23 protein-coding genes are annotated in these 19,264 nt (G+C 56.3%); 13 read left to right on the forward strand and 10 right to left on the reverse strand.

From position 1 onward, the window contains the following. A complete protein-coding gene (locus tag KOE80_RS01335; RefSeq protein ID WP_022983239.1) occupies window positions 1-738 on the forward strand; it encodes a cytochrome c biogenesis CcdA family protein in 738 nt (245 codons plus the stop codon). Between the two features lie 64 nt (window positions 739-802). Here the strand turns inward: KOE80_RS01335 and KOE80_RS01340 are convergent, their stop codons facing one another. From KOE80_RS01340 to KOE80_RS01355, 4 genes are all read right to left on the reverse strand, one after another. Next, complete coding sequence (locus KOE80_RS01340; RefSeq protein ID WP_226348170.1) at window positions 803-1,552, reverse strand: SDR family oxidoreductase; 750 nt, start codon at window positions 1,550-1,552, stop codon at window positions 803-805. A 117-nt stretch (window positions 1,553-1,669) separates the two neighbouring features. Further along, window positions 1,670-2,734 carry a bifunctional DNA-binding transcriptional regulator/O6-methylguanine-DNA methyltransferase Ada gene (ada, locus tag KOE80_RS01345; RefSeq protein WP_226348171.1) on the reverse strand — a complete coding sequence of 355 codons (1,065 nt, stop codon included), beginning with the start codon at window positions 2,732-2,734 and terminating at the stop codon, window positions 1,670-1,672. Window positions 2,735-2,963: 229 nt separating this feature from the next. Beyond that, window positions 2,964-3,158, reverse strand: a complete 195-nt coding sequence (locus tag KOE80_RS01350; RefSeq protein WP_022983238.1) for a heavy-metal-associated domain-containing protein — start codon at window positions 3,156-3,158, stop codon at window positions 2,964-2,966. A 73-nt stretch (window positions 3,159-3,231) separates the two neighbouring features. Next, a complete protein-coding gene (locus KOE80_RS01355) occupies window positions 3,232-3,669 on the reverse strand; it encodes an Ivy family c-type lysozyme inhibitor (RefSeq protein WP_137430704.1) in 438 nt (145 codons plus the stop codon). A 325-nt stretch (window positions 3,670-3,994) separates the two neighbouring features. Here KOE80_RS01355 and KOE80_RS01360 point away from each other — a divergent pair, with 325 nt between their 5' ends. The 7 genes from KOE80_RS01360 (at window position 3,995) to serA (ending at window position 11,291) form a co-directional block, all read left to right on the forward strand. Further along, window positions 3,995-5,164, forward strand: coding sequence for an ABC transporter substrate-binding protein (locus KOE80_RS01360; RefSeq protein ID WP_009462245.1), 1,170 nt, complete (start codon window positions 3,995-3,997; stop codon window positions 5,162-5,164). 20 nt (window positions 5,165-5,184) lie between these two features. Next, window positions 5,185-6,105: a branched-chain amino acid ABC transporter permease gene (locus tag KOE80_RS01365; protein WP_022983237.1), complete on the forward strand. Its 921-nt coding sequence runs from the start codon at window positions 5,185-5,187 to the stop codon at window positions 6,103-6,105. A gap of 3 nt (window positions 6,106-6,108) precedes the next feature. Continuing rightward, the gene (locus KOE80_RS01370; RefSeq protein ID WP_226348172.1) at window positions 6,109-7,071 is read left to right on the forward strand and encodes a branched-chain amino acid ABC transporter permease; all 963 of its coding nucleotides are present in this window, start codon (window positions 6,109-6,111) and stop codon (window positions 7,069-7,071) included. After that, window positions 7,068-7,889 carry an ABC transporter ATP-binding protein gene (locus KOE80_RS01375; protein ID WP_009462241.1) on the forward strand — a complete coding sequence of 274 codons (822 nt, stop codon included), beginning with the start codon at window positions 7,068-7,070 and terminating at the stop codon, window positions 7,887-7,889. The genes KOE80_RS01370 and KOE80_RS01375 overlap by 4 nt, the downstream gene beginning before the upstream one ends. Continuing rightward, window positions 7,882-8,586: an ABC transporter ATP-binding protein gene (locus tag KOE80_RS01380; protein ID WP_009462239.1), complete on the forward strand. Its 705-nt coding sequence runs from the start codon at window positions 7,882-7,884 to the stop codon at window positions 8,584-8,586. Before KOE80_RS01375 ends, KOE80_RS01380 begins: the two co-directional genes overlap by 8 nt. Window positions 8,587-8,861: 275 nt before the next feature. After that, entirely contained in the window at window positions 8,862-9,863 is a 1,002-nt protein-coding gene (locus KOE80_RS01385) for a cytochrome-c peroxidase (protein WP_009462237.1), read from the forward strand. Between the two features lie 219 nt (window positions 9,864-10,082). Further along, the gene (gene serA, locus KOE80_RS01390; protein ID WP_035271218.1) at window positions 10,083-11,291 is read left to right on the forward strand and encodes a phosphoglycerate dehydrogenase; all 1,209 of its coding nucleotides are present in this window, start codon (window positions 10,083-10,085) and stop codon (window positions 11,289-11,291) included. A gap of 76 nt (window positions 11,292-11,367) precedes the next feature. Here the strand turns inward: serA and KOE80_RS01395 are convergent, their stop codons facing one another. After that, the gene (locus KOE80_RS01395) at window positions 11,368-11,820 is read right to left on the reverse strand and encodes an RrF2 family transcriptional regulator (RefSeq protein ID WP_035271217.1); all 453 of its coding nucleotides are present in this window, start codon (window positions 11,818-11,820) and stop codon (window positions 11,368-11,370) included. 2 nt (window positions 11,821-11,822) lie between these two features. After that, the gene (locus KOE80_RS01400) at window positions 11,823-12,227 is read right to left on the reverse strand and encodes a group III truncated hemoglobin (protein WP_009463895.1); all 405 of its coding nucleotides are present in this window, start codon (window positions 12,225-12,227) and stop codon (window positions 11,823-11,825) included. 343 nt (window positions 12,228-12,570) lie between these two features. Between KOE80_RS01400 and KOE80_RS01405 the strand changes: the two genes are divergently transcribed. Together KOE80_RS01405 and KOE80_RS01410 are read left to right on the forward strand one after the other, a co-directional pair. Next, complete coding sequence (locus KOE80_RS01405) at window positions 12,571-13,590, forward strand: glycosyltransferase family 2 protein (protein WP_060186300.1); 1,020 nt, start codon at window positions 12,571-12,573, stop codon at window positions 13,588-13,590. A gap of 142 nt (window positions 13,591-13,732) precedes the next feature. Then, window positions 13,733-15,403 carry an ArnT family glycosyltransferase gene (locus tag KOE80_RS01410; protein WP_226348173.1) on the forward strand — a complete coding sequence of 557 codons (1,671 nt, stop codon included), beginning with the start codon at window positions 13,733-13,735 and terminating at the stop codon, window positions 15,401-15,403. Here KOE80_RS01410 and KOE80_RS01415 read toward each other — a convergent pair. Next, window positions 15,342-15,719, reverse strand: a complete 378-nt coding sequence (locus KOE80_RS01415) for a GtrA family protein (RefSeq protein WP_022983235.1) — start codon at window positions 15,717-15,719, stop codon at window positions 15,342-15,344. The two genes, KOE80_RS01410 and KOE80_RS01415, sit on opposite strands and share 62 nt — an antisense overlap. A 60-nt stretch (window positions 15,720-15,779) precedes the next feature. On the opposite strand from KOE80_RS01415, the gene KOE80_RS01420 reads away from it, so the two are divergent. After that, on the forward strand, window positions 15,780-16,538 hold the full coding sequence (locus KOE80_RS01420) for a ChbG/HpnK family deacetylase (RefSeq protein WP_264180161.1): 759 nt from the start codon (window positions 15,780-15,782) through the stop codon (window positions 16,536-16,538). 9 nt (window positions 16,539-16,547) lie between these two features. Here KOE80_RS01420 and KOE80_RS01425 read toward each other — a convergent pair whose 3' ends face one another. Beyond that, window positions 16,548-17,144 (reverse strand): GNAT family N-acetyltransferase, encoded by a 597-nt coding sequence (locus tag KOE80_RS01425; RefSeq protein WP_088451128.1) that lies wholly within the window; start codon window positions 17,142-17,144, stop codon window positions 16,548-16,550. A gap of 50 nt (window positions 17,145-17,194) precedes the next feature. On the opposite strand from KOE80_RS01425, the gene KOE80_RS01430 reads away from it, so the two are divergent. Next, complete coding sequence (locus tag KOE80_RS01430; RefSeq protein WP_009463890.1) at window positions 17,195-17,536, forward strand: TIGR01244 family sulfur transferase; 342 nt, start codon at window positions 17,195-17,197, stop codon at window positions 17,534-17,536. Between the two features lie 87 nt (window positions 17,537-17,623). Beyond that, on the forward strand, window positions 17,624-18,085 hold the full coding sequence (locus KOE80_RS01435) for a universal stress protein (protein WP_035271213.1): 462 nt from the start codon (window positions 17,624-17,626) through the stop codon (window positions 18,083-18,085). 61 nt (window positions 18,086-18,146) lie between these two features. Here KOE80_RS01435 and KOE80_RS01440 read toward each other — a convergent pair whose 3' ends face one another. Both KOE80_RS01440 and fdhD read right to left on the reverse strand, forming a co-directional pair. Beyond that, window positions 18,147-18,398 carry a formate dehydrogenase subunit delta gene (locus KOE80_RS01440; RefSeq protein ID WP_009463888.1) on the reverse strand — a complete coding sequence of 84 codons (252 nt, stop codon included), beginning with the start codon at window positions 18,396-18,398 and terminating at the stop codon, window positions 18,147-18,149. Then, window positions 18,395-19,261 carry a formate dehydrogenase accessory sulfurtransferase FdhD gene (gene fdhD, locus KOE80_RS01445; protein ID WP_026485082.1) on the reverse strand — a complete coding sequence of 289 codons (867 nt, stop codon included), beginning with the start codon at window positions 19,259-19,261 and terminating at the stop codon, window positions 18,395-18,397. The genes KOE80_RS01440 and fdhD overlap by 4 nt, the downstream gene beginning before the upstream one ends. Between the last annotated feature and the right edge of the window lie 3 nt (window positions 19,262-19,264).

Below are 19,264 nucleotides of genomic sequence, written 5' to 3' on the forward strand. Positions count from 1 at the left end.
ATGGAAATAGTGTCTTTGGATTTGGGCCTGATCGCCCTGATAACGGCATTTCTGGCGGGGATGGCTTCGTTTCTGTCCCCCTGCGTCTTGCCCTTGGTTCCCGGTTATTTGTCTTATCTGGCCGGGGACGGGCAGGTGTATACGCAGGTCAAGCGCAGCCAGCTACTGGGTCGCAGCGTTTGCTTTGTGGCTGGCTTTTCACTGGTTTTTATCGCCTTGGGAGCCAGTCTCTCTTACCTTGGCCAGCTGTTGATGGCCTATCGCTACGAGTTGAATGTGGCGGCAGGTGTCATGGTGGCTTTAGCGGGTTTGAGTGTGATGGGGGTGCTGCGCATGCCCATGAGTCTGCAACGTTACTATCGCTTTGAATCCGGCAAAGCGGCAGGCCCTGGCGGGGCAACGGTAATGGGGCTGGCATTCGGCTTTGGCTGGACTCCCTGCATCGGCCCGATTCTGGCGGGCATTTTGATGATGGGAGCCAGCACGGCCAGTGCGGGCAAGGCCAGTATCCTGTTGTCCGTCTACGCTTTGGGTCTGGGTGTGCCTTTCATCCTGGCCGCCTGCTTCCTGACCCCCTTCTTGCAGCGCATGACCCAGATCAGGAAGATCGGGCGCTATGTGCGCTGGGGGGCGGGTCTGGTGCTGATTGTGATGGGCTGGGCCATGGCAACCGGCGAGCTGGCGCGGTTTGCTATCTGGGTGCTCAAGACCTTCCCGGTGTTAGGGCAACTGGGCTAACAAGCCTCAGTATTTGCCTGTTATCAGTGTGGTGCTTCATCAGCTATCAGGAAGCACCGCATTGTCACTTCACGGCCGCATTGCCTCCATCCGCGAACAAGGCGGAGCCGGTCACAAAACTGGACATGGGGCTGGCCAGAAAGAGTGCTGCGGACGCAATTTCTTCAGGTTGGGCGATTCGCTTCATGGCGTGCAGCCCCGCCGCCCAATCCTTGGTGCTCTGATCCCCGGCAATGTCTGTGTCAGTTCCGCCAGGCAATAGAGCGTTGGCACGTATTCCTTGCGCCGCATAGTCCGCCGTGATGCCTTTGACCAGCCCCATGAGCGCCGCTTTGGCGGCACCATAAGCGCTCATCCCGGGTAGGCCGACACTGGTGCCCACAAAGCTCGAGGTGAAAACAATCGAACCGCCACCGCGATGGAGCATGGCTGGAATCTGGCTACGGGCACCCAGAAAGGCTGCCTCAAGATTGGTATCCAGTGTTGTTTGCCATTCTTCCAGTGACATCTCGGCCAGCGGCTTGAGGGCACCGACAATCCCGGCGTTATTGATCGCAATATCCAGCCCACCGAATCTGCTGTTCGCGGCTTCGATCAGTTGCTCATGGGTTTCAGCCTGCGTAATGTCCCCCGTCACAAACTCGGCACGGCCGCCAGACTGCCGGATCTCCTTGGCGACGGCATCAAGCAATGCGCCACGCCTTGCCGTAAGAACAAGTGCCGCTCCCTGCTCAGCAAACTTCAATGCGATGGCGCGTCCAATACCAGAGGATGCGCCGGTAACAAGGGCAACCTTTCCATCAAGCAAAGCCATGAGTGAAATCTCCTGTATTTCTATTGGGAGCTCACATCGTATGTGTCCTGGCCTGACGGGGAACTCCGTTTCTTGCCTTCAAAACTCGTTCTTGATGATTGGGCAGGCAGCCGACTATCAGTCTTGTACTTCGCGGCGTAGCAGTTCACGTTTTCGGTCTATCCCCCAGCGGTAACCGGCCAGATCGCCATCTCGGCGTACGACGCGGTGGCATGGGATGGCCACGGCAATGTGGTTGTTGGCGCAAGCCTGGGCCACGGCACGCACAGCTTTGGGCGAGCCTATGCGTTCGGCGATGTCGGTGTAGCTGACGGTGACGCCTGGCGGGATCTCACAGAGCGCGCGCCAGACTCGTTCCTGGAAGGCCGTTCCTTGTACATCCAGTGGCAGGTGCAAGCCAATAGAGGGCGTTTCGATGAAGCCCACGACTTGAGCGATCAATTGCTCGAACTCGCCGTCGCAGCCGATGATTTCGGCTTTGGGAAACTGATCTTGCAGGTCACGAACCAGTTGATCGGGATCGTCGCCCAGCAAGATGGCGCAGATGCCGTGTTGGCTTTGGGCTACCAGAATCGCTCCTAAAGAGCACTGACCTACAGCGAAACGGATGACAGCACCGGCCCCTCCAGCCCGGTAGTCCCGCGCACGCATGCCTAACAGCTGTTCGGAGGCTTCGTAGAATCGGCTGTTGGAGTTGAATCCGCTGTCGTAGATCGCATCGGTGATGGTCGTATCCGGACTGCTCAGTTCCTCGCGCAGTCTGCGAGCACGATAGGCCGAGCTGTATGCCTTGGGCGTCAAACCTGTTTCGGCTTTGAACAGCCGATGAAAATGGAAGGGGCTTTTGCCCACCGCGGCTGCCAGCGTGTCCAGCGATGGCGGCGTCTCCGAAGTTTCGATCAGGCGGCAGGCACGAGCCACGATGGCGGCCCGTTCGGCTGCGGTGCTGGTTTGAGAGCCATGGGCCCTACGGCTATAACGATAGCCTGCCGCTTCAGCGCTCTGGGGCGAATCGAAAAATTCGACATTCTCGCGCTTGGGCAACCGTGTTGTTGAGCTGGGTTGGCAGTACACGCCTGTGGTACGCACCGCATAGACGAACTGGCCATCGGCAGCGGGGTCTCGCGCCTGCACAGCCGCCCAGCGCTGATCGTCGGTTTTGTAAGCAGGGGTCGTAGTCATAGGGCAGGGATCCTGACATCATCAATTACGAAGCCAGAATACGCGGGTCTTTCATCGCAAGCACTCCGATTCTTGCGGTCAATATTGACAGACCCGGCTGACACCACACAAGAGCCTGTCAGTTGTTGACGGTATGTGCGTGCTAAACGAAGCAGTATGAAAAAAGGCCGGTATCAACCGGCCTTTTTATTGGCTCTGAAGCGCTGGCACCGTGAAAGGCGCGTCGTGCTTACAGGGCGCTGGGGGTGTAACCCGCTTCTTCAATCACTTTCAGGGCTTGTGCGCCATCCAGACCTTGAACGGTAACCTGGTGTTTTTCCAGATCCGTGCTGACGGTGGCTTGAGGGGCGACAGCCTGAATGGCTTCAGTGATGCTGCGTACACAGTGGCCGCAGGTCATGTCGGGTACGGAGAAGGTGGACATAGCTGACTCCTTTGATAAAAACAATGGAGTCAGCTTAAGGCTTGCCACGGGGGCAAGGTCAAGTGCTGTTTTTTTAAAACAGGGCCGGTGACATCAGGCGGATCTGATCAAACTCGGGATTGCCCAGCCATTGAATCTGGCTGCTGGCCAAACCTGGGCCTGATTCCTTGTTTTCCACAAAAGCACCGTAGGAGATGGTCTGCTTTTGGGTGTCCAGTAGCACTACGTAGCTGGAGCTGGTGCAGTCATGGGGTTTGCAGCCCTGGAAAACCTGGTAGTCGCGGCCATCCAGAGACACGGTTTCGCCCGGCGAAGCCGTACCGAAATCTTTAACCCAGCTGGCGTTTTTGGCGACGTCCTGCATCAGGCTCTGATACTGCTGGGCCACTTGCTTGTTGGACTTGGCCAGGTCAGCCAGATAAACGGATTCCGAGGACTGTGCATTGCTCAGGAAAGGAACGAGCAGGGCGCTGCCAAGGACAAGGCGGCACAGAGAATGGGAAATACGCATGGGATCTCCAATAATGAGGCGAGCCTTCAGTTTAGCAGCGCGCTTAGTGCGGGATTGTTAACAAAATCAAGGAAAACCTGCATAAACGGCTATCCCTACAGTCGTTATAGTGCTTATCCGTCCATGGGATTGGCAGGGGGCTTTGTTTCCTGTCGAATTACCAGGGCATTTGAGGGGTGTAGGTAAAAACCACAGCTTGCCAGCAAAATTGTTTCATAACTAAACTATTTATAAATGAATGGTTGGCATAGTTGAATTTGTAGTTCGATCTGCTGTGCATCTTATTTAAAGACAGCCTATAAGCGCGGTGGCGCAAGGAGATAACATGAAACGTATTGCATTGACCGTAGCTCTGGCGGCGGCTTTTGGCGGTTCTTTGGCTCATGCCGATACCATCAAAGTGGGGATGGCAATGGACACATCCGGTCCGTTCGCTGCCGTTGGTGGTGAAGTTCGTGATGGCTTTAATTTGGCCATCAAACAACTGGACGGCAAGCTGGGCGGTTTCCCGGCCGAGTTCATTCAACAAGATATGGCCGGTAACCCCGACCAGGCCCGCCAATTGGTCAATCGCTTCGTGCAGCGCGACAAGATCGACTTCTTTACCGGCCCCGTGGGTTCCAACGTGGCACTGGCAGTGGCTCCCGCTCTGTTCTCGGCCAAAGTGCCTTACCTGACCAGCAACCCGGGTCCCAGCCAACTGGCCGGTGCCGGTTGTAATCCGTACTTCTTTGGTGTTTCCTACCAGAACGACGCCTTTGACGAGGCCGCCGGTAAAGTGGCTGCGGATCGCAACTACGAAAAAATGTTCATCATTGCCCCTGACTATCCGGCCGGCAAGGATCACCTGAACGGCTTCAAGCGTGGTTACGGCAAACCCGTCAACGACGAGCTCTACACCAAGCTGGGCCAGATTGACTACTCGGCTGAACTGGCACAGATCCGTGCGGCCAAGCCCCAGGCCGTGTTCTTCTTCCTGCCCGGTGCCATGGGCATCAACTTCATCAAACAGTTTGTGGCCGCTGGCCTGAATAAAGATGTGGTGTTGCTGGGCCCAGCCTTCTCGGGTGACGAGGACATCATCCCCGCCGTGGGCGAGCCTATCCTGGGCATGTTGAACACGGCTCAGTGGTCGCCTGACCTGGATGTTCCTGCCAACAAGACCTTTGTGGAAGAGTTCCGCAAAGCCTACGACGGCCGCTATCCATCGGTTTACGCTGCTCAGGCCTATGACGTGATTCTGGCTATCGACGCCGCCGTCAAACAGGTTGATGGCAAGGTGTCCGACCGCGAAGCGGTGCTCAAGGCACTGAAAGCCGCCGACTACAACTCGGTTCGCGGCCCATTTACCTACGGCAACAACAACTTCCCCGTGCAGGCTTATTACTTGCGTGAAGTGGTCAAGGATCAGGACGGACGTCTTGTGAACCGTATGGTCAGCAAGGTGTTTGACTCCTACCAGGACGTCTACGCCAAAGAATGCAAACTTAATTAAGATTCACAGGTGGTAAAAGCATGTCGCTCATTCTGATTAGCGAGCAATTGCTGAATGGTTTGCAGTTTGGTTTGATGTTGTTTCTGATTGCCGCGGGCCTGACTTTGGTCTTCGGCATTATGGATATCATGAACCTGGCCCACGGCTCCCTCTATATGGCGGGAGCCTATGTGGCCGCGGAAACCATGCAGCGTACAGGGTCTTTTACCGCCGCCATTGTGGTGGCGGTGGCGGTGACAGCCCTGGTCGGTATTGCCTTGGAAATTCTCATTCTGCGCAAGCTGGTCACTCGTGATCACCTGGCTCAGGTACTGGGAACCTATGCCGTTATTTTGATCGCCAATGATGTGGTCAAAATGATTTGGGGCCCAACCCCCGTTATGTTGAATATGCCTGCCTTGTTGTCCGGGCCGGTAGAACTCTTGCCTGACTTTCTCTATCCCGCCTTCCGTCTGATGATTATTGCGGTCGGTCTGGTGATGGCGCTGGCCCTGTATGCCTTCGTAACCAAAACACGAGCTGGGGTGCTGGTGCGTGCCGGTGCTTCCAACCGACAAATGGCCACCCTGATGGGGGTGCGTGTGCCTATTCTGTTCCTGGGTGTGTTCACTCTGGGAGCCGCTTTGGCAGCGCTGGCCGGTGCCTTGTTGGGTCCGATTACCGCGGTTCAGATCGGTATGGGCGAGGACATTCTGATCCTGGTTCTGGTCTGCATCGTGATTGGCGGGATTGGTTCGATTCGTGGCGCGTTTGTAGGGGCCTTGCTGGTGGGTATGGTTGATACCGCTGGCCGTGCATTCCTGCCCATGTTGCTGCGTAACGTTTTCCCGGCAGATGTGGCTTCCAGCGTCGGTCCTACGATTGCTGCCATTTCGATCTATGTCCTGATGGCGGTTGTTCTTGTTTTCCGTCCTTCGGGCCTGTTCCCGGCGCGAGGTTAATGTATGTCTACTTCGCGTATTTTGTCCGCCCTGGTGCTGGTGGCCTTATTGGCTTTCCCCTTGATTGCACCGATGTACGGACTTGAGTTCTACATTTCGTTTGTACGCCGTATCTTCATCTATGCCCTGGCTGCCAGTGCCTTGAATCTGGTGCTGGGTTATGGCGGGATGGTGGCCCTGGGCCATGCCGCGTTTTTCGGGGCAGGGGCCTACACCGTGGGTATCCTGGCTACCGAAGGCGTGCAAAGTGGCCTGATTGCCTGGCCTGCCGCCATGGTGATCTCCGGCTTGCTGGCTTTCCTGACCGGTGCCGTGTCGCTGCGTACTCGTGGTGTGTACTTCATCATGATCACGCTGGCGTTTGCCCAGATGATCTTTTATCTGTTCATTTCCTTGCGCCAGTACGGTGGCGAGGACGGCCTGAACATGTACAGCCATTCATCCTTGCCCGGGATTGATCTGAGCAATGAGCTGAGCTTTTACTACCTGGTTCTGGCTATTCTGGTGGGGGTGCTGTTCCTGTTCAGTCGTCTGGTTAAAGCCCGTTTCGGGCAGGCCTTGATGGGCACGCGTGAAAACGAAAGCCGCATGACAACCTTGGGTTACCCCGTCTACCGCATTCGCCTGACGGCTTACACCTTGAGCGGAGCCATCATGGGTCTGGCCGGTGCCTTGCTGGCTAACCACAACCTGTTTGTCTCGCCTAGCCTGATGAACTGGACCCAGTCGGCTGACCTGATCATCATGGTGCTGGTGGGGGGGATTGGCTTGCTGTATGGCGGTGCTCTGGGCGCGTTCGTGATGTTGGTGCTGGAAGAGTTGCTGCGCAACTGGACCGAGTACTGGCACATGCCTTTGGGTATCTTGTTGCTGCTGGTGGTGTTTTTTGCACCCAAGGGGCTGGCCGGGCTGGTGCGTGTCCGCTCGGCCGCTGATCCCGCTACTACCGCCAAGGAGCAAGCATGACGAACACGATAGCAACCGCCTCCAAGGCGGGCAGCGGCTCGGCCGCTTTGCAAGCCCGTGGTCTGATGAAGCGCTTTGGTGCTTTGCAGGCTACCAACGATGTGTCCCTGGACCTGGTGCCTGGTGAAATTCATGGTTTGATCGGCCCGAACGGCGCAGGTAAATCGACCCTGATTCATTTGCTGTCGGGCACCTTGACCCCGGATTCGGGCCAGCTCTTGCTGGGTGGCCGGGATGTGACTTCCTTGTCGGGTCACCAGCGTGTGGCTGCCGGTCTGGCACGTTCGTTCCAGATCACCAACATCTTCAAGAACTACACGGTGCTGGATAACCTGGTGCTGGCTTTGCAGGCATGCAGTGGCAGCAGCTTCCGCTTCTGGCGTGCTCGTCAGGCGGAAACCGAGCTGTACGAGCAAGCCCGTGCTTTGGCCGCCGAATGTGCCATTGATGCGTCCTTGCTGCATACCCAGGCCGGTGTGTTGCCGCATGGCGAGCAGCGCAAGGTGGAATTCGCCCTGGCTTTGGCCAGCCGTCCGCAAGTTCTGCTGCTGGATGAGCCTATGGCCGGGATGGGGCCGGACGAAACGCTGCGCCTGACTGAATTGATCGAAACCATGCGTGGCAAAGCCACCATGTTGCTGGTCGAGCATGATATGGAAGCCGTTTTCCGTCTGGCTGACCGGATTTCTGTGCTGGTGGCAGGTCACATCATTGCTACCGGCACGGCTGCCGAAATCCGCGATAACGAGGCTGTGCGTCAAGCTTATCTGGGCGACGACGACACGCCAGTTCCAACCAAGGTGGAAAGCCATGCTTGAAACGACTCAATTACAAAGCGGCTATGGCGCCAGCCAGGTGCTGTTCGGGGTAGATCTGTCCATTCGTAGCGGGCAGGTTGTGACTGTGCTGGGCCGTAATGGCATGGGCAAGACCACCTTGCTGAAAACCATTCTGGGCCAGTTGCCGGTGCGCGGCGGCGATGTGAAGTTCGACGGCCAGTCCATTGCGGGCTGGAATCCGGACCGTATTGCCCGTGCCGGGATTGCCATTGTGCCCGAAGGGCGTCAGTGCTTTCCCAACCTGACCGTGGCCGAGCACTTGACGGCCTTTGCTTGCAACCGCAACCCCAAAGCCAACAAGACCTGGACGCCCGAGCGTGTCTATGACTTTTTCCCGCGCTTGCGTGAGCGTGCGTCCAATATGGGCAACCAGCTCTCGGGCGGTGAACAGCAAATGCTGGCCATTGGCCGTGCGCTGGTCACCAACCCCAAGCTGCTGATTCTGGATGAAGCCTCCGAGGGACTGGCGCCCAAGGTGCGTGAAGAAATCTGGAACTGTCTGGCCGTCTTGCGTGAAGAAGGGCAAACCATCTTGCTGATCGACAAATATGTCGAGCGGCTGATGGCCTTGTCGGATCACCACATTATTCTGGAACGTGGCAAATTGGTCTGGCAGGGGAACTCCGAAGCATTGGGGGCTGATCGCACCTTGTGGACGCGCTATTTGGGCGTGTAAAAAAACACAAACTGCAACAATCCCAAGATGCCGCCTGCTTGATTGCAGGCGGCATTTTTTATGCGTTTCGTCAAGGCGCTATAGGGGATTGTGGCGGAGTAGTTGCACTTTCTTCTGAAAGTTCCCTAAGCATCTCTGGAAAGATTATTTCCTTGCGATGTATCAATGTGTAATGAAATGGCATTCCTTACGATGTCCATAAGGCCAGCAGGGTTATGGGTCCTAACCGGACCACTCACTGGCAGGAAGCTCTGTCATCCCATAAGGAAGTTGTTATGAAATTACGCCTGTTCACTCTCTCTGCTCTGGCCGCCGGTCTACTGCTCGGCAGTGCCGCGCAAGCTCAGGAAAATGAGCCTGTACAGCCGATTCCCGCCGCAGTTGTCACTGATCCGGCACGCGTTGAACTGGGCAAGAAGCTGTGGTTTGAACCTCGCCTGTCCCGTTCTGGTTTCATCTCCTGTAACTCCTGTCATAACCTGAGCATGGGTGGCACGGACAATATCCGTACCTCCATCGGGGATCGCTGGCAGGAAGGCCCCATCAACTCGCCTACCGTCCTGAACTCCAGCCTGAACGTGGCCCAGTTCTGGGATGGCCGTGCCAGCGACCTGAAAGAGCAGGCCGGTGGCCCGATTGCCAACCCCAAGGAAATGGCGTTCACACACGAGCTGGCCATGGAGTTCCTGAGCTCCATCCCCGAGTACAAGGCCGAGTTCAAGCAAGTCTTTGGCAAGGCCGACTTCGGCATTGATGAAGTCACCTCCGCAATTGCCGCCTTTGAAGAAACCTTGGTGACGCCCGATTCGCGCTTTGACCTGTGGTTGAAGGGTGACAAGAAAGCCATTACTGATCAGGAGCTGGCTGGCTATCAACTGTTCAAGAATAGTGGTTGCGTGGCCTGCCACAACGGTCCCAATCTGGGCGGTACCTCCTTCCAGAAAATGGGTCTGATCGAACCCTACCAAACGACCAATCCGGCCGAAGGCCGTGCGGCTGTGACAGGGAAAGATGCCGACCGTTTCAACTTCAAGGTTCCTACCTTGCGTAACGTCGAGCTGACCTACCCTTACTTCCACGATGGTGCTGTCAATACCTTGACTGAAGCCGTGGATACAATGGGTCGTCTGCAGTTGGGTCGCAGTTTCTCTGCAGAGGAAAATGCCCAGATCGTCGCGTTCCTGAAAACGCTGACGGGCAAACAGCCTGAAATCGTGCTGCCAATCCTGCCACCTTCGCGTGACAACACACCACGTCCGGTGCCATTTGGTTCTTGATAGCAGGCTATTCAGGCGGCTTTTCATGAGCTAGGCCGCCTTGAAGTGACCCAGGTCCTGGATTTTTTATTTTCCTGGCCTGGGTTTTTGTATTTGGCTGTGGATTCATGGCCTTGCTTGGTTTCAAGACAAGAATCCCCTGCTGTTATTGTTGATGCTCGATCAGGCGGGCTAAAAAAATAGTACCATTTAGATACTATTTCAATGACTGGAACCATCATGAGTCGCATTGTCCTGTTTGAGAACATTCATCCTAGCGCCCGTGAAGTTTTTGAGGCTGCGGGTTTGACCGATATTCAGACCTACAAGGGAGCCTTGTCGGGTCAGGAGCTGCTGGACGCTGTCAAAGGCGCCGAAGTTGTCGGAATTCGTTCCCGTACCCAGTTTGACAGCCGGGTGCTGGAGCACGCAGACCAGCTCAAAGTGCTGGGATGCTTTTGTATTGGTACCAACCAGGTGGATCTGGATCAAGCCCAGAACCATGGTGTACCGGTCTTTAATGCGCCGTTCTCCAATACCCGCTCCGTTGCCGAGCTGGTGCTGGGTGAGGCCATCTTGTTGCTACGTCGTATCCCCGAGAAGAACCTGCGCGTACACCAGGGTTTCTGGGACAAAAGTGCCGATGGCGCTTTCGAGATCCGTGGCAAGACTTTGGGCGTGATTGGTTACGGCAATATTGGTTCCCAAGTCGGTACTCTGGCCGAAGCGCTGGGTATGCGCGTGCTCTACCACGATGTGGAATCCAAACTGCCGCTGAGCAATGCCCGTGTCTATGGCAGCTTGAAGCAGATGCTGGCCGAGTCCGATGTGGTCACCTTGCACGTACCAGGCGGGCAGGGCACGCACAACATCATGAATGCCGAGACGATTGCGGCCATGAAACCCGGTTCCATCCTGATCAACGCTTCTCGCGGCACGGTGGTGGATATTGATGCCTTGCACCAGGCTTTGCTTAGCGGTCATCTGGCGGGTGCTGCGCTGGACGTGTTCCCAACCGAACCGAAAAGCGTGGACGAACCTTTGAAGAGCCCCTTGATCGGTATGCCTAATGTGATCCTGACGCCGCATATTGGCGGTAGTACTCAGGAATCCCAGGAAAACATTGGCCGTGAAGTGGCCGAGAAACTGGTTAGCTATTTGCGTAGCGGCGCTACCAAGGGCGCGGTGAACTTCCCCGAAGTGTCTTACTACGACATCCAGGGTGCTGTGCGCCTGCTGCATGTTCATCGCAACGTTCCCGGCGCGATGGGTGGCTTGAACAATATTCTGGCCCAGCACGGTATCAACATCACCCGCCAGCAGCTGCAAACGCAAGGCGAGTTGGGTTATGCCATGACGGACCTGGATCGTGTTCCCGAGCAGGGTTTGCTGGAAGCTGTGCGTGCCCATCCTGGTACTGTACGGAGCGATCTGATTTTCCCGGCTTGAAGCGGTAGTCGGACCCTAAACAAACGGCCCCGGATTCTTTTGAATCCGGGGCCGTCTGCTATCCGTCCGTCTGCGATCAGGCCGAGTGCATGGACTTGGTGGGCCAGGCAATTGTCTGTTCCGGGCTGCTGCCAGGAACAATAATGTCGCGCAAGGTGTAGTTATCCAGATAACTCAGGAACTGGGCCAGCGCCTGTTTAAGGATATTGCTCAGGTTGCAGCGACCGCTCAGGATGCAGTGGGTGCCGCTGCCCAGGCACTCCACCACCGCCAGATCGGTTTCGGTATAGCGCACCAGCTCGCCCAGATTGATGTCTTCCGGCGCACGGGCCAGCCGCATTCCGCCGTTTTTCCCGCGCTGTGTCTGAATCCACCCGCCCTTGGCGAGCAGGTGGGTGACTTTCATCAGATGGGCTTGGGAAATCTGGTGGTACTGGGCAATTTCCGCGATGGTACAGAGCCTGTCTTCGTTCTGACCCAGATACATCAATTGACGCAGGGCGTAGTCGGTAAGGTTGGTCAGACGCATGATCAGGGCAGTTGCAGCTCGCTGGCCACTTGAGTGGGGTTGTGCTGGAATTGGTAGCCAAACCAGAAGCTGCGGGCGATGCGCTGGGCATATTCCAATGCCAGCGCGGCCATGGCCTGGTTTTCACGCTCCTGGCAGGTTTCCTTGAACAGGCGTAGCCATTGTTCAAAGTGGCTGGCCTGAATATGCTTGAGCGACAAATGCTTGGCCATGGGATTGCCATTGAAGCCATCGGTCTTGAGCAATAGAGATGACCAGAACTCTTCCATTACGCCCAGATGCGTATCCCAATCCTTGATGCGCTCGGAGAAAATGGGGCCAAGGACGTCGTCCATGCGGATGCGATCGTAAAAGTCCCAGACCAGGTCATGAATTTCCTGGCGGGTACACAAAGGGTTTAGAGCCATAATATTTTGAATTTAAAGATATATATTTTATCTATCTTATTGGTAGGACTCATCGGGGTCAAGCCGGAAAGAAAACGCTTGGGAACGGGACATTTTCACGCCGGATTTCACGCTGATTCAACGCTTGCTTTCCTACACTGCTTGCACGTTTCAGCGTATGGATGTTGCGTTTGCGGTGTTTGGCCAGTCTGGCCGGCTCGCAAGGGCTGTACAAGTCTTGAACGGTGCTCTTTAAGAAAGACAAGTATCACCGAAGGTAAATTGCACTAGGCGGTCTGGCGGGCTACGATTACTTTTTGTTGGCTAGACCTTGGTTTTGTTACAGCACGGTGCTCAAGGAATAATGATTACAAAACGACAGGCCCAAACGCTTTCTTGCGTTATCCCTGGTTTGAATGAAGCAGAAAACCTGCCCGCATTGCTGCCGGTTTTGGTGGCGAAGTTGCGCGAACTGGTTCCGGACTTTGAAATCATTTTCGTTGACGATGGCAGTACCGACGCAACGCCTTTGGTTATTGAGCAATTGCGTCAAACCTACCCTCAATTGGTTTATTTGCAGTTATCGCGCAACTTTGGCAAAGAGGCGGCGTTGACGGCAGGGCTGGAGGCCAGCCGCGGGCAGGTAGTCGTGTGCATGGATGCGGATTTGCAGCATCCCCCTGCCTTGATCGAAGCCATGCTGGAGCGCTGGTCTACAGGCCTGGAAATGGTCTATGCCGTGCGGGAAACCCGTGACGACGAGACCTGGATGAAGCGGGCGGGCACCAGTTTGTTTTACAAGCTGATGCGCACGTCTAACGGTTTGCGTGTGCCGCGTGATGCAGGCGATTTTCGCCTGATGGATCGCTGTGTCGTTGATGCCTTGATGGCCTTGCCCGAGCGCAGCCGCTTCATGAAAGGCTTGTTTGCCTGGGTGGGTTTTCCGTCCGAGCCCATTTACTACTCGCCTGCCGAACGCTTGCATGGTGTCAGCCGATTCCGCCCCACTAAACTATTGCGCTTTGCGGTGGATGGTTTGACGGCATTCACCACCTGGCCACTGCGGTTGTTGAGCCTGTTAGGGGCAGTGTTGGCCATGCTGTCTTTCAGCTACGGCTTGTTCATTATCTTCAAGCACTTGTTGTATGGGGATGCCGTTCGGGGCTGGGCAACCTTGATTACGGTGGTACTGTTTTTCGCGGGGGTGAATATGCTCTCGCTGGGTGTGGTGGGCGAGTATGTCGCCAGCATCTTTGCCGAGGTCAAGCATCGGCCCTTGTATCTGGTGCATCGTCGCCGGGGGCAGGGACTGGCTCAGGCCTCTGAACCGGCACCTGACCAGAAGCAGTTAGCGACCCCCGATCAGGACCCGCAGCAAGGCTGAAGGCAAGCCTGGTTTTGAAGGCAGGCCGGATCGTTTAATTGGCGAACTGCTCTCATTTGTAATTGAACGCTACATCGATATTCTGAATCGCTTCGACAGCTACACAAGTAGCTGCCTACCCCTATTGGTTTGGCTTTGAGCGATGAGTATCGATAATTCCTTTTCCTCTTCCGGTGCAACGCTACCGCTTGGACAAGCGCGTGGACCGGCCTATTGGTTACGTTGCGGCGTCCAGCGCCTGGGTACGCTCTCTAGTGTGTCCGTGGGGCTGCTGGCACTGCTGTGGTTTGCGCTGACCCTGGGGGCGTACCCCTTGTTGATTCCGGATGAGGGGCGCTATGTCGGCGTGGCCCTGTCCATGCTGGAATCCGGTGATTATCTGGTGCCGCGTCTGGACGGCCTGCCGTTTTTCCATAAACCTCCCTTGCATTATTGGCTGACTGCCCTGAGCCTGAAAGTGTTGGGTGTGAATTTTGTGGCTGCTCGTCTGGTACCTGCCTTGATGGCGGCCTTGTTGATTGCCGGTATGCACGCGTTCTTGAAGCGTCACGCCAGCCAGCAACATGCGGGCTGGACGGCTTTGATTCTGGTCAGCAGCCCCTTGCTTTTCGGTGCTTCCCATTACGCCAATCTGGACATGACGGTTGCTGCCTTGATCAGTAGCTGCGTGCTCTTGGGTGGTCATGCTGCCTTGCAGATGGAGCAAGGGCGCTCCTATCGTTGGGCCTTGATGGGGCTGTATGCCACCGCAGGCCTGGCTTTTCTGGCAAAAGGCTTGATCGGGATTTTGATCCCCGGCGGTGTCTTGGTGTTCTGGCTGCTGGGTCGAGGCCAGTGGCGTACGTTGTTGCGTCTGTTTTCTGTGACAGGCCTGGGAGTCTTGCTGCTGGTTGCCACGCCCTGGATGTGGGCCATGCAGGCGCGCTACCCCGGATTTTTTGACTATTACATCGTCTATCAACACTTCCAGCGCTTTCTGGAAACCGGCTTTAACAACCCTCAGCCTTTCTGGTTCTACTTTGCCCTGATGCCTGTTGCCACCTTGGGTTGGACGCCATTCTTGTTCAAGCGCTTTCGTGGTTCTGCTAATGCTTCCGACGGTTTGGGAGCAGTACGAGGCTTGATGCTGTCGGCATTGCTGACTGTGCTGGTTTTCTTTTCCATTCCTACGTCCAAGCTGGTGGGCTATGTCCTGCCTGCGATTGGCCCTTGGGCTTTTTTTCTGGCGGATGTGGTGATTCGCCGTAGTCAGCGGGATGGGGAAGCAAAGGTAGAGCGCTTTGCGGTCTGGAGCATGGGTGTTTGTGTTGCGATTTGTGCGTTTGCCGTGGTGACGATGATGTTGCGCCCACAGGTTAACAGTCAGGCCTTGGGCCGTGTACTGGCCAGTGAATACCAAAAGGGTGACCGTGTCGTCTTTCTGAATAATTACCGTTATGACCTGGGTTTCTATGTTCCGGGCCTGCAGAACATCAGCGTGATGGGACGCTGGGATGATCCGGAAATCATGCGCACCGATAGTTGGCGCAAGGAGCTGCTGGAGGCAGCTCGCTTTGAGCCGCAACGTGGGGCGCTGACCTTGATAGATCGGGCAACCCTTCGTCAGCAGTTATGTCGGGACAGCAAGGCGGTAGTCTGGTTGATCGGCTCGCCAGATGCCGTGCGCCAAAGCCAGGTGCTTAACCATGCTCAGCGCCTGTATGAAGATCAGCGTATTGCTCTGTGGCGCTTTGATCACGACGAGTACGAGCTTATGTGCGGCGAAACGCCCAAAGCCGCCCAGCCAGAAACGTCAGCACAGCCAAACCGATAAGAATCAGGCCCAGCAGCAAGTCGTAACGCAGACCGGAATGATTCAGTAAAAACGCATAGCTGGCTTCGTTGACGGCGAAGCCAGCGGCAGACACCAGAAAAAAACGTGTCAGAGCCGGCAGAAAGCGGGCATTCTGGGAGCGGAATGTCAGCCAGTAGTGGCCACCAAAGGACACCAGGAACGCAATCAGCCAGCCAAAAAGATTGGCCAGCAGCGGAGACAGGCTCAGCGTTTGCACCAGGGCGATTACAATGCCCCAGTGTGTGAAGGCGGCCAAAGTGCCGACCAGTATGAACAGAATGATTTGACGAGACATAAAGCGGAGCGAGCAGTGGCCAAGGACAGGCAGATCAGTATATGCGCGGATGATTTTGGCATGGCCCCCGCCGTGGACGAGGCCATACTGAAATTGGCCCAGGCCCGACGCCTGACAGGAACATCCTGCCTGGTCGATGGGGACAGCTTTGTGCAAAATGCACCAGCACTGCGCCAGAGCACGCTGCAAAAAGGTTTGCACCTGAATTTTACCGAGTTTGCTTCCCAAGCGGGCGTGTATGCCATGCCGCTCAAGCAGGTGATTATCCGCAGCCTGCTGCATCGTCTGGATGATCAGAAGGTCAAGGATAGCGTGGCTCGCCAGCTGGATCGTTTTGAAGAGGTGATGGGGCAGGGCCCGGACTATATCGACGGGCATCAGCACGTGCATCAGCTACCCATGATACGCGAGGCCTTGCTGGCAGAAATGGAGCGTCGTTACGCGGCTTCCATGCCTTGGCTGCGTTATACCGGTGCCCAGCGTCTGGCTACGGGTTTTGCGTTTAAGGACCGATTCAAGGCGCAGATTATTGCCGGGCTGGGTTCCAGAGATTTGTTGCGTCTGGCCAGAGCCAAAGGTGCCACCTTGAATAGCAGCTTTACCGGTGTATACGACTTTCAGGGTGGCAAGGAGCGCTACAGTGCCCTGGTCAAAGCCTGGCTGGCGGTGATGCAGCACGGGGACAGCATGATGTGCCATCCCTCCTTGAGCAGCGTGCAGGACGATCCTGTAGGCTTGCAACGTCAGGCAGAGTACGAGGTGCTGGCTGGCGATGGGATGCAGCAATGGCTGGATCAATACAGCCTGCGCATTGCCTGAGAAGGAAGATCAGGGCGTCTGGGCTGGCTGGCTTTGGCTGCCGTCACCCAGACTGCGCTGCATGATGACCACGTCAATCCACTGCTGGAATTTATAGCCTACCGCTGGCTGAGTACCTACATGGGCAAAGCCCAGCGAACGGTGCAGAGCAATCGAGCCCCGGCTGTCATGGCCGGAGATGATGGCCACCATTTGTCGCCACGGGCCTTTCTCGCATTCCAGCAGCAATTGTTCCAGCAAGGCTTTGCCCAGACCTTTGCCAATCTGACCTTGAGCCAGATAGATGGAATCTTCTACCGTGAAGCGGTAGGCCGGGCGGGAGCGGTACGTGCCTGCATAGGCATAGCCCACGATCTGCCCGTCCAGTTCCGCGACCAGCCAGGGCAAGTTTTGCTCGCGCACTTGTATATAGCGGGCACCCATTTCCTGTTCGTCGGGCGGGCTTTGTTCAAAGGTCGCCGTGCTGTGCAGCACGTGATAGGCATAGATGTTTTGCACTGCTGCCATATCGTCCAAGGTCGCGTGACGTATCAACAAGGCGCTGGCGTGATTGCCTTGCGGCAGGGAGGCAGAGAAAGGGGCTTGCGTACTATCGGGGGGGAACATACTATTTTTCCTTTGAACTGATTTAGTTTATCCCGATTTCAGGAGTTTCTATGTCCTTCCCGCACCAGTTTTTGACCGAGCAATTGGCCGTCGCCCCTCAATTATCGGGAGAGGACATGCAAGCCGTGGCCGATGCCGGTTTTAAAAGTGTCATCATCAATCGTCCCGATATGGAAGGCGGTCCCGACCAGCCCTTGTCGGCAGACGTGATGAAGGCCGCCCAGGCGGCAGGTTTGCAGGTGGAGTATCAGCCAGTAGTGGGTAGCGCTATTACTTCTGCTGATGTTGCCCGTTTTGGTCAATTGCTTGAAGCCTTGCCTGGCCCGACTTTGGCCTACTGCCGCACGGGTACTCGCTGTGCCGTATTGTTCCGCGCATTGAACGAATCCTGACCTGGCTCAAGGTTCAGGTCTGTACTAGCTTGTCCTGTGCCGGTATGCAGCGGTAAGCTATCTGTCTCCATTCAAAGGGGTTATGCCATGTTCAAGAAAATTCTGATTCCAACTGACGGTTCCGAGCTCTCCTCCCAAGCAGCCAACAAAGGCGTGACCTTTGCCCGCCAAATTGGTGCCGAGGTTCTGGCTTTGCACGTGACGCAGCCATTTGCTGCCACCGTTGGTTTTGATGGTATGGCTGCTGCCTACGCCATCACCGACGAGGACTACGACAAGACCGCCAAAGAACAGTCGCAGAAATACCTGCAACAAATTCTGGACCGTGCCGAGACCGCTGGCGTCAAGGCTACCGGCAAATCCGTATCGAACTTCAACGTGGCCGACGGTGTGGTTCAGGTTGCCGAGCAGGAAGGCTGCGATCTGATCTTTATCGGCAGTCACGGCCGCAGTGGTCTGTCCCGCCTGTTGTTGGGTAGCGTGACCATCAAGGTGCTGAATATGGCCAAGAACACCGTGCTGGTGTACCGCGTCAAAGAAAGCGATTAATCGTTTTTCAGCCCAAAGAAAAAGCCCGCCTAGGCGGGCTTTTCTGTGTCTGCGGCAAGTCTTATTGGCTGCGTGGCTCCAGTTGCTGTTTATGGGTCACGACTGCCTGCAAAACAATAGGCAGCAGCTCGCCATCTTCGCTTTTACCGCTGGGATTTTGTTCCACAAAATCCAGCAGGGAGCGGCGCATGCGCGGGTCCCAGAATTTCTGGATATGTTCCGCAATCTCGCGCAGTCCTTGCTCCCGATTGCTCAGGATTTCAAAGAACTGACCGATCTGGTTGGCCATGGGAATCAAAGGAACAATGTTCATGGTGATGTGGCCGAGCGTGACTCGGCAGAATTCAGATAGTGGGGATGGCTGTACAGCGTGAAGCTGCGGTCACGGGCGAAGGCGGCCAGCATGACACCCAGTTCATCGGCAATCTGCACGGCATAGGCGGTGGGGGCGGAGACGGCCACCACAAAGTTGATGCCCATGGCAGCGGCCTTCTGGACCATCTCGAAGCTGGCACGGCTGGAGATCAGCACCATGCCAGAGCGGGGATCAATATCGTTGCGCAGCATGTGGCCCAGCAGCTTGTCCAGCGCGTTGTGGCGACCTACATCCTCACGCACGGCCAGGATATCGCCTTGCAGATTGCACCAGGCAGCCGCATGGGTAGCGCCCGTCAGACGATGCAAGGGCTGGCTGGAGCGCAAGGCATCCAGGGCCTGGAAGATGGCGGCAGCATCGGGGCGGTGCTCGGGAGCGTCCAGACGGGGTAGCTGTCGGCGTACCTCGTCCAGACTTTCCAGTCCACACAGGCCACAGCCTGTACGGCCAGCCAGCTGACGGCGACGCGCCTTGAGCTGATGCTGGCAAGCACTGGCAATCTCGATTTGCAGCAGGCTGCCGCGCTCGCCTTCCAGCACATCCACGCCGCGTATATCGTCAGCGGTACGGATGATGCCCTCGGTCATGGAGAATCCGTAGGCCAGATCTTCCAGATCACTGGGGCTGCATAACAAGGCACTATGGCTGATGCCATTGAACTCCAGAGCCACGGCCTGTTCGCGCGCCAGCGCATCCTGATCCTCTTGGGGCAGGGTGTCAGCTTGTGCTTCTGCTGGGGTACGCGCCTGCCGCCATACGGTGGCAGGGGCGCTGGCATCACGAAAATCTGCCTGGCTCACGTG

Source organism: Alcaligenes sp. 13f (assembly GCF_020496585.1).
GTDB lineage: Bacteria > Pseudomonadota > Gammaproteobacteria > Burkholderiales > Burkholderiaceae_B > Alcaligenes > Alcaligenes phenolicus.

Coding starts and splice junctions, on each gene's coding strand:
- KOE80_RS01415 (WP_022983235.1), bottom strand. CDS start 15,719: ATGTCTCGTCAAATCATTCTGTTCATACTGGTCGGCACTTTGGCCGCC.
- serA (WP_035271218.1), top strand. CDS start 10,083: ATGAGTCGCATTGTCCTGTTTGAGAACATTCATCCTAGCGCCCGTGAA.
- KOE80_RS01350 (WP_022983238.1), bottom strand. CDS start 3,158: ATGTCCACCTTCTCCGTACCCGACATGACCTGCGGCCACTGTGTACGC.
- KOE80_RS01385 (WP_009462237.1), top strand. CDS start 8,862: ATGAAATTACGCCTGTTCACTCTCTCTGCTCTGGCCGCCGGTCTACTG.
- ada (WP_226348171.1), bottom strand. CDS start 2,734: ATGACTACGACCCCTGCTTACAAAACCGACGATCAGCGCTGGGCGGCT.
- KOE80_RS01340 (WP_226348170.1), bottom strand. CDS start 1,552: ATGGCTTTGCTTGATGGAAAGGTTGCCCTTGTTACCGGCGCATCCTCT.
- KOE80_RS01335 (WP_022983239.1), top strand. CDS start 1: ATGGAAATAGTGTCTTTGGATTTGGGCCTGATCGCCCTGATAACGGCA.
- KOE80_RS01380 (WP_009462239.1), top strand. CDS start 7,882: ATGCTTGAAACGACTCAATTACAAAGCGGCTATGGCGCCAGCCAGGTG.
- KOE80_RS01370 (WP_226348172.1), top strand. CDS start 6,109: ATGTCTACTTCGCGTATTTTGTCCGCCCTGGTGCTGGTGGCCTTATTG.
- KOE80_RS01425 (WP_088451128.1), bottom strand. CDS start 17,144: ATGTTCCCCCCCGATAGTACGCAAGCCCCTTTCTCTGCCTCCCTGCCG.
- KOE80_RS01360 (WP_009462245.1), top strand. CDS start 3,995: ATGAAACGTATTGCATTGACCGTAGCTCTGGCGGCGGCTTTTGGCGGT.
- KOE80_RS01355 (WP_137430704.1), bottom strand. CDS start 3,669: ATGCGTATTTCCCATTCTCTGTGCCGCCTTGTCCTTGGCAGCGCCCTG.
- KOE80_RS01435 (WP_035271213.1), top strand. CDS start 17,624: ATGTTCAAGAAAATTCTGATTCCAACTGACGGTTCCGAGCTCTCCTCC.
- KOE80_RS01400 (WP_009463895.1), bottom strand. CDS start 12,227: ATGGCTCTAAACCCTTTGTGTACCCGCCAGGAAATTCATGACCTGGTC.
- KOE80_RS01410 (WP_226348173.1), top strand. CDS start 13,733: ATGAGTATCGATAATTCCTTTTCCTCTTCCGGTGCAACGCTACCGCTT.
- KOE80_RS01405 (WP_060186300.1), top strand. CDS start 12,571: ATGATTACAAAACGACAGGCCCAAACGCTTTCTTGCGTTATCCCTGGT.
- KOE80_RS01440 (WP_009463888.1), bottom strand. CDS start 18,398: ATGAACATTGTTCCTTTGATTCCCATGGCCAACCAGATCGGTCAGTTC.
- KOE80_RS01395 (WP_035271217.1), bottom strand. CDS start 11,820: ATGCGTCTGACCAACCTTACCGACTACGCCCTGCGTCAATTGATGTAT.
- KOE80_RS01365 (WP_022983237.1), top strand. CDS start 5,185: ATGTCGCTCATTCTGATTAGCGAGCAATTGCTGAATGGTTTGCAGTTT.
- KOE80_RS01430 (WP_009463890.1), top strand. CDS start 17,195: ATGTCCTTCCCGCACCAGTTTTTGACCGAGCAATTGGCCGTCGCCCCT.
- KOE80_RS01375 (WP_009462241.1), top strand. CDS start 7,068: ATGACGAACACGATAGCAACCGCCTCCAAGGCGGGCAGCGGCTCGGCC.
- KOE80_RS01420 (WP_264180161.1), top strand. CDS start 15,780: ATGGCCCCCGCCGTGGACGAGGCCATACTGAAATTGGCCCAGGCCCGA.